Below are 7,909 nucleotides of genomic sequence, written 5' to 3'. Positions count from 1 at the left end.
CAAAGCGGATGCAAAGATAAAACCAATTTCCTTTACAATCCAAGATAAAATTCAAAAAATTTTCAGAGAACTTATTTACTTCAATCCTTTGCTACACCTGGGCTGAGCTAATGCCTCCCCCATCGTGTCACTCCCTCTCAAAGCGGCTGCAAATATACAACCGAATTCCAATCCCGCAAGTCTTCAGCTAAACTTTTTTAAGGTTTTTTTGACATTTTTAAAACCCCCAAAACTAAGATGCTGAAAATGACATTTTTGAAGGGTGATAAAATAGTTAGATATACGAAATTAGAAGTTAGAGTTATGACGTTACCAGCTTTAAAAAAGAATAAAAAACTAAACTTCCTACTTCGTATCTCCTATTCGTACTTCGCTACGCGTTAGGGATAGCAGCGAAAATCCTTTTTGGGAAGCATGGACAAAAAGATTGAAGCGAATAGCCCGGCCCCATCCAAGCGGCAGCGAAGGTGGGGAAACGCCCAAAAAATACCGATACATATATATAATAGTATTGTAAAGCACCCATGAACCTCTTATCTTTGCACACTTAATTAAAGTTTTATGATAAAGATTACGTTGCCCGACGGCAGTATTAAAGAATTTGAAAACGGCACTACCCCAATGGAGGTGGCAAGGAGCATTAGCGAAGGTCTTGCCCGCAATGTGATTTCGGCAAAGTTTAATAATACGGTGGTGGAGACTACCACTCCTCTTAATACCGACGGCAGCCTTACTTTATATACATGGAATGATGATGAGGGGAAAAAGGCTTTTTGGCACTCCTCTTCTCATGTTATGGCCCAGGCGATCCAGGATCTTTATCCCGGAGCTAAGCTAACTATTGGTCCTGCCATTGAAAACGGCTTCTATTATGATGTGGATTTTGGAGAGCAAAAGATCTCTGAAAACGATTTTAAGAAGATCGAAGACCGCATGCTGGAGATTTCCCGGGGAAAGCACGACTTCCAGATGAGAGAAGTTTCAAAGCAGGAAGCCCTTGATTTCTACAAAAAGGAAAATAACCCTTTCAAGGTTGAACTTATTGAAAACCTGGAAGACGGAACGATCACCTTCTGTGACCACGACACCTTCACCGATCTTTGCCGCGGAGGCCATCTTCCCAACACCGGCGTGATTAAAGCAGTGAAACTGATGAGTGTTGCGGGGGCTTACTGGAGAGGTAATGAGAAGAATCCGCAGTTGACACGGGTATACGGAATTTCATTTCCGAAGCAAAAAGACCTCAAGGAATATCTTGAAATGCTGGAGGAAGCTAAAAAAAGGGATCACCGTAAATTAGGTCGTGAGCTGGAACTTTTTACTTTTTCACAAAAGGTTGGTCAGGGGTTACCTTTATGGCTGCCAAAAGGTGCTGCTTTGAGAGAGCGCCTGGAGAACTTTTTGAAAAAAGCTCAGAAAAAGGCCGGATATGAAATGGTGGTTACTCCACATATTGGCCAAAAAGAACTTTATGTTACTTCTGGCCATTATGCGAAATATGGAGAGGACAGCTTTCAGCCAATTAAAACTCCTAACGAAGGAGAGGAATTTTTGCTGAAGCCTATGAACTGTCCGCACCACTGTGAGATATACAATCATGGGCACTGGAGCTATAAGGATCTTCCGAAGCGTTTTGCTGAATTCGGAACTGTTTATCGTTACGAGCAAAGCGGAGAATTACACGGCCTTACCCGCGTACGCGGATTTACCCAGGATGACGCCCACATTTTTTGTACTCCAGATCAATTAGATTCTGAATTCAAAAAGGTAATCGATCTTACTTTATATGTATTCAGTTCCCTCGGATTTGAAGATTTCACTGCACAGGTTTCTTTAAGAGATCCTGAAAATAAAGAGAAGTACATAGGATCTGACGAAAACTGGGATAAGGCTGAAAATGCCATTATTAATGCCGCTAAAGAAAAAGGATTAAATTACGTCGTTGAAACCGGGGAAGCTGCTTTTTATGGTCCTAAACTGGATTTCATGGTAAAAGATGCCCTTGGCCGACAATGGCAGCTGGGAACAATCCAGGTAGATTATAATTTACCCGAACGTTTTGACCTTACCTATAAAGGAAGTGATAATGAAATGCACCGCCCGGTGATGATCCACCGTGCGCCTTTTGGTAGTATGGAACGCTTTGTAGCTGTACTGCTGGAGAATACAGGAGGAAATTTCCCCCTTTGGCTGATGCCAGAACAGGCTATTATTCTCTCCCTCAGTGAGAAATACGAAAAATACAGCCAAAAAGTTTTAAATTCGCTGGAAAATCACGAAATTCGCGCCCTTGCAGACCATAGGAACGAGACTATCGGGAAGAAGATAAGGGATGCAGAAGTTAGCAAAGTTCCTTATATGTTGATCGTTGGAGAACAGGAGGCCGAAAATGGAACGGTTTCTGTACGAAGACATGGGGAAGGCGATCTTGGCACAATGTCAATTGAAGACTTTGCCGAATTAGTGAATAAAGAAGTAAATAGTACTTTAAAAACATTTGAAGTTTAACCAAAATTTTTGAGCCATAGCAATACGTAGAAAAAGAACCAAAAGACCTCTAAGAGAAATCAAAGAAGATCCGCATCGAATTAACGGAAAGATTCGTGCGGAAGAAGTGCGCCTAGTTGGCGACAACGTGGAAATGGGTGTGTACCCAACCCGTAAAGCATTAGCCATTGCCGAAGAGCAGGAGCTGGACCTGGTGGAGATCTCCCCAAATGCCAATCCTCCCGTTGCCAAAGTAATGGACTATAAAAAGTTTCTCTACGAACAGAAAAAACGTGACAAGGCATTAAAGGCCAAAGCCACCCAGGTGGTTGTAAAAGAGATACGTTTTGGTCCTAACACAGACGATCACGACTATGAGTTTAAGAAAAGGAATGCAGAGAAATTCCTGAAGGATGGAGCAAAGCTTAAAGCTTTCGTATTCTTTAAAGGACGTTCTATTGTTTTTAAGGAACAGGGAGAGATCCTCTTACTGCGCCTTGCTACCGATCTTGAAGAACTAGGAAAGGTAGAGCAAATGCCTAAACTCGAAGGGAAAAGAATGACAATGTTTCTTTCTCCCAAAAAGACCAAGAATTAATAATCCTGTAGCTTTTCATAGCCGCATGATTTACAATAATAAGTGAGATAATTTAAAAGAAGGACAGAATGCCTAAAATGAAAACGAAGTCCAGTGCCAAAAAGCGTTTCAAGCTTACCGGTACAGGAAAGATCAAAAGAAAGCATGCGTTTAAAAGTCACATCTTAACAAAGAAGACTAAAAAACAAAAGCTGGCTCTGACTCATAGTACTTTAGTACATGAAGCAGACGAAAAAAATATCAAACTTCAATTACGTTTGTTGTAGTTGAACCTTTGATGGTTTACCAAATTTAATAACCCTGGAGTCAGGCAACTGGAAGTACGATTTTAGAAGTTAGAATTTAGAACTGAAAGTTGAAAGTGTCAAGAACGACCGCCTGCTACAAAAAAATTTTTAAAATATGCCAAGATCAGTAAATTCAGTTGCTAAAAGAGCCAGAAGAAAAAAGGTTCTTAAGCAAGCAAAAGGTTACTTTGGACGTCGTAAGAACGTTTGGACAGTAGCGAAAAACGCGGTTGACAAAGCAATGTTATATGCTTACAGAGACCGTAAAACCAAGAAGAGAAACTTCCGTTCACTTTGGATCATGCGTATCAACGCAGGAGCCCGTATGCACGGAATGTCTTATTCACAATTCATGGGGAAAGTGAAAGCCGCAGGAATCGAACTAAACCGTAAGGTTTTAGCCGATCTTGCAATGAACCATCCCGATGCGTTTGAAGCTATCGTCAAAAAAGTAAAATAAATTAAACTGTTATCTCACTTGTAAAGATCCCGTTCGAAAGAGCGGGATCTTTTTTGTTTAAAAACGATCTGCCCTTTTGGTCACGAATTCACAAATATTTTTTTTTCTGCCATTATGATGAGATTCCTCGTTCGTCGAAATGACAAACGGTTTTCTGATAGCGCAGTAATGAATCTCTTATTTTCTGAATTTCCATTATAATGAGATTCCTCCTTCGTCGGAATGACAAACGGTTTTCTGTCATTCAGAAGGAAGCGATAGCGGAGTGATGAATCTTTTATTTTCTGAATTTCCATTATAATGAGATTCCTCTTCGGCAGAATGACAAAAAACTTCACTTCTTCTCCCCATAGACCGTTAAAACCAATTTCCTGCTGCCGCCATGATCGCGGTGTTCGCAAAGATAGATTCCCTGCCAGGTACCAAGATTAAGTTGACCGTTAGTGACTGGAATTTGAAGGGAAGAACCCAAAAGAGCAGCTTTAATATGTGCAGGCATATCATCACTTCCCTCTAAAGTGTGTTTATAATATGGCTGATCTTCGGGAACCATTTTATTGAAGTGACTCTCAAAATCCTCTCTTACCGTAGGATCGGCATTTTCGTTAATGGTGAGTCCGGCCGAAGTATGCTTGATAAAGATCTGCAGGAAACCCATAGAGACTTCTTTTATCTCCGGAATTTGTTGGGTCACCTCCTCTGTTACCAAATGAAAACCCCTGGTTTTTGCTGAAAGCTTTATTTCCTTCTGAAAAATGTAATCCAGTTTTGCCATTTTTGACACTTCAGTTTTGTTTTACTTCAAGTTATAAAATTCCGAAGCATTTTTCCCAAAGATCCTCTCCTTATCTTCTTTTGTATACCCGCTGAAGAACTTCTCCACTACTTCAACCACCTCGTTATAATTTGCTGCGGAAAGGCACACCGGCCAATCGGACCCAAACATGAGTCTATCCACGCCAAAAGCCTTAGTTACGACCTCCAAAAAAGGGGAGAAATCGATGCTTTTCCACCTGAAGTCAGGAGTTTCAGTTACTAATCCCGATATTTTGCACCAAACATTCGGCGACTCTGCCAGTTGTTCAATATGCCTGGTCCACCGCTTATCCGGTTTTCCTGAAATTCGAGGCTTTCCCATATGATCCAGGACAAATTTCTGCCTCGGGAATGCCCGTACCATTTCAACTGCAGACCCCAGTTGATAATCAAAAGCCAAAATATCATAAGTGAGGCCTTTACCGGCCAGAAGTGACAAACCTCGCTGAAATTCGGGAGCAATCATGAATTCCCCTTTTTCATCCCAAACTGTATGGCGTATCCCTTTTAAAAATGGGTTTTGAGAATACTGCTTCAAGCGCTCTTCAACATCTGGAGAATTAAGATCTACCCAACCTACCACTCCTTTGACAAAATCATGCTGTTCTGCCATTTGCAGCAGCTTTTCTGTTTCGGCTTCAGACTGCTCTCCCTGCACTGCAACACAACCGGAAAAATCATTTTCAACCAACAATGGCTCCAGGTTCCTGGGAAAAAAGTCTTTTCTAATTACTGCCATTTCATCTCGAATCCAGGAATAGGTTTGGGAATCGTATTTCCAGAAATGTTGGTGGGAGTCGATTTTTTTCATGATTAAGTTCCTTTCCAAAATTGAAAGCCTCTATGAAAAGTTTTTCAGGATTCCGCTTTCGGGTTTCCGTGACTTACTTCTTCAACCAATACTTCCGAATCTGTTTCATTTGCTTTCTCATTCTGGGCCTCCAAATAATCTTTCACATATAGCTCTTGAATAATTACTATAAGTGCTGCAAGAATCGGGGTGGCCATTATTAGTCCCAGAATTCCTGTAAGCACTCCTAATAAAACCATCCAAAAAAGCGTAAGGGCTGGCGGGAGATGCACCATTTTCTTTTCGATCATAGGAGTAATTAAATAACTCTCTACAATCTGAATACTAAAATAAAGTATGAGAACATAAATAAACATATTACCTTCCTGCATTAGCGCAATGAGTACTGCGGGTGCCAAAGCAAGATACGGGCCAATGTTAGGAATAAATGAGAATAAAGCGGCCATTAAAGCCAGGGCATAAGGCATAGGCATTCCCAGAAATTGCAACCCAATAGCAGTAAAAATTCCCACTACCAACATGGAAAGCAATTTGGCCATCATCCAAAGGCTAAGGGAATACTGTGTCTTATCCATTACTTCCCGTAAACGGGGGCGAAAATTAACAGGAAATAATCTGGTAAAACCTTTTGTATAAATACCGGGACTTGAAGCCAAAAATATTCCTGTAACAATAATGATAAAGAAATTTGCTATGGCACCTATTGTAGTTGAGAACGAGCCGACGATTCGTGACATCACCTCTCCCCTTTCTTCTAATAAAGAACCAAGATCACTTGGAAGTTCTTCAAATAAACTTCTACCAATAGATGTTTGTTTAATTTTCTCTCTAAGGTTTTGTAGAGATCGGGGCAAAGTTTCAGTCATATCCTGCACCTGCTCCACCATAGAAGGACCGACTAAAAGAATAATCAAGTACAAAATTCCTGATATTAAAAGCAGGATAAGAAATAAAGCCAATCCATATTTCAGTGGCGTTTTACTCACTATCCAGTTCGAAGCAAAGTTTAACAGCACCGAAAAAAAGATACCTGCAAAGACTAAAAGGAAAAAGTTGGCATGAAAAACAAGCAGCGCAAAAGCTGAAAGCATCAGCAATGCAATAAATATTGTTCTGATAACCTTCCTGTTGAAATTTTCTGATTTTTCCATAGGGGAGTAAAAATAGGAATTCCTCTCCTAAGTCTTCTGCTTTTGTTTCTTGGCTGCAGGGAAAAGAACATTATTAAGGATAAGACGGTAGCCGGGAGAGGTGGGATGAAGTTCTAATTCTGTCTTTGGATCACCTACCATATGCTGATAATCTTCGGGATCATGACCTCCGTAAAATGTAAAAAAACCATTGCCTTTAATTCCGTGGATGTATTTTGCTTCGCCATTGATCTTGCTTTGCCCCATCACTAGTACTGTAGGTTTAATGTTTGCAGGATCGTAAGAGGTAGTTTGTCCCATAAAACCTTTTACCAGCCTAGTATGATTTTGGGTAAGCATGGTTGGTACAGGATCCCATTTTGCGGAGTATTCCATGAGCGTAAAATAATCAACATCCATAGGTACCTGCCGCTTATTGGTCATATCAATCGACGAGAACTCGTAAACCATTGGATTTCTTTCCAGGATGAAGTTTTCAAAGGCAAAGCTCTTTTCAAAATGTAGTTTTTTCTGATAGTCGGCATCACTGGGATCCCCGTCAAACATGGGTTCGGCAATGTCAACGCCTTCGGCAGAAAGGGCAATGTCGAAACTATCTGTCGCACTACACATCGCAAACATGAAACCCCCGCCAACAACGTAATCTCTAATTTTAAGTGCAACTGCCAGTTTTTCTTCAGAAACCTTATCATAACCAAGTTCTGAAGCCAAAGCTTCGGCCCGTTTCTTATCTTCAATATACCAGGGAGCGGTGCGATAGCTGCGGTAGAATTTGCCATACTGCCCCGTAAAATCTTCATGATGCAGGTGCAACCAGTCGAACAACAAAAGGGCGTCACTAAGGACTTCCTTATCATAGATTGTTTCATATGGAATCTCGGCATAGGTAAGCACCATGGTAACCGCATCGTCCCACGGCCTGTTACCTTCGGGAGAATAGACTGCAATTTTAGGCGCTTTTTCCAAAAGAACAGCTTCCATATTCCTGGACGGGCTGGCAATTTCCTCCAGAATACTTTCCGTTTTTTGATCACTAATCACCTCATATGAGACTCCTCGTATCTTGCACTCCCTGCGCAGTTCTTCAGAATCTGGTAAAAGAAACGATCCGCCCCTGTAATTGAGCAGCCACTGCACTTTTGCATCTTTCTCAAGCATCCAATAAGTAATTCCATAAGCCTTCAAATGGTTTCGCTGCCCTTCTGCATCCATAGGGATGAGGATTTGAGAGGCCAAGGCCGGGAAAGACATCAGTAAAAACAGGAGCATAAAAAAGCCGGAAAAAAGAAAATTCTTTCC

General features: G+C 41.1%; 8 protein-coding genes. 4 read left to right on the top strand and 4 right to left on the bottom strand.

Translation table 11 applies throughout. The features are described 5' to 3' along the window. Nucleotides 1–561 precede the first annotated feature (561 nt). The 4 genes from thrS to rplT all read left to right on the top strand — a co-directional run bounded on the left by thrS (nt 562) and on the right by rplT (nt 3,832). On the top strand, nt 562–2,508 hold the full coding sequence (gene thrS / locus OU683_RS12330) for a threonine--tRNA ligase (RefSeq protein WP_268138712.1): 1,947 nt from the start codon (nt 562–564) through the stop codon (nt 2,506–2,508). 58 nt (nt 2,509–2,566) lie between these two features. After that, a complete protein-coding gene (infC, locus tag OU683_RS12325) occupies nt 2,567–3,085 on the top strand; it encodes a translation initiation factor IF-3 (RefSeq protein WP_268138726.1) in 519 nt (172 codons plus the stop codon). A 68-nt stretch (nt 3,086–3,153) separates the two neighbouring features. After that, on the top strand, nt 3,154–3,351 hold the full coding sequence (gene rpmI / locus OU683_RS12320) for a 50S ribosomal protein L35 (RefSeq protein WP_029033297.1): 198 nt from the start codon (nt 3,154–3,156) through the stop codon (nt 3,349–3,351). A 136-nt stretch (nt 3,352–3,487) separates the two neighbouring features. Beyond that, nucleotides 3,488–3,832, top strand: a complete 345-nt coding sequence (gene rplT / locus OU683_RS12315) for a 50S ribosomal protein L20 (protein ID WP_029037720.1) — start codon at nt 3,488–3,490, stop codon at nt 3,830–3,832. 334 nt (nt 3,833–4,166) lie between these two features. Here the strand turns inward: rplT and OU683_RS12310 are convergent, their stop codons facing one another. Genes OU683_RS12310 through OU683_RS12295 form a run of 4 tightly spaced genes read right to left on the bottom strand, consistent with a single transcriptional unit; the run spans nt 4,167 to nt 7,879 of the window. Beyond that, nucleotides 4,167–4,607 carry a secondary thiamine-phosphate synthase enzyme YjbQ gene (locus OU683_RS12310; RefSeq protein ID WP_268138710.1) on the bottom strand — a complete coding sequence of 147 codons (441 nt, stop codon included), beginning with the start codon at nt 4,605–4,607 and terminating at the stop codon, nt 4,167–4,169. Between the two features lie 21 nt (nt 4,608–4,628). Then, a complete protein-coding gene (locus tag OU683_RS12305) occupies nt 4,629–5,459 on the bottom strand; it encodes an amidohydrolase family protein (protein ID WP_268138708.1) in 831 nt (276 codons plus the stop codon). 44 nt (nt 5,460–5,503) lie between these two features. Then, complete coding sequence (locus OU683_RS12300; protein ID WP_268138706.1) at nt 5,504–6,610, bottom strand: AI-2E family transporter; 1,107 nt, start codon at nt 6,608–6,610, stop codon at nt 5,504–5,506. A gap of 27 nt (nt 6,611–6,637) precedes the next feature. After that, entirely contained in the window at nt 6,638–7,879 is a 1,242-nt protein-coding gene (locus OU683_RS12295) for an asparagine synthetase B (RefSeq protein WP_268138724.1), read from the bottom strand. Nucleotides 7,880–7,909 lie beyond the last annotated feature (30 nt).

It is taken from the genome of Salinimicrobium sp. TH3, from assembly GCF_026676115.1.
Taxonomy (GTDB): Bacteria; Bacteroidota; Bacteroidia; order Flavobacteriales; family Flavobacteriaceae; genus Salinimicrobium.
This window is presented reverse-complemented; position numbering and strand designations above follow the sequence as displayed.

Bases quoted from the DNA above. Each gene is read 5' to 3' on its own strand.
- OU683_RS12295 (WP_268138724.1), bottom strand. From the start codon at position 7,879: ATGCTCCTGTTTTTACTGATGTCTTTCCCGGCCTTGGCCTCTCAAATC.
- OU683_RS12310 (WP_268138710.1), bottom strand. From the start codon at position 4,607: ATGGCAAAACTGGATTACATTTTTCAGAAGGAAATAAAGCTTTCAGCA.
- rpmI (WP_029033297.1), top strand. From the start codon at position 3,154: ATGCCTAAAATGAAAACGAAGTCCAGTGCCAAAAAGCGTTTCAAGCTT.
- OU683_RS12300 (WP_268138706.1), bottom strand. From the start codon at position 6,610: ATGGAAAAATCAGAAAATTTCAACAGGAAGGTTATCAGAACAATATTT.
- OU683_RS12305 (WP_268138708.1), bottom strand. From the start codon at position 5,459: ATGAAAAAAATCGACTCCCACCAACATTTCTGGAAATACGATTCCCAA.
- rplT (WP_029037720.1), top strand. From the start codon at position 3,488: ATGCCAAGATCAGTAAATTCAGTTGCTAAAAGAGCCAGAAGAAAAAAG.
- thrS (WP_268138712.1), top strand. From the start codon at position 562: ATGATAAAGATTACGTTGCCCGACGGCAGTATTAAAGAATTTGAAAAC.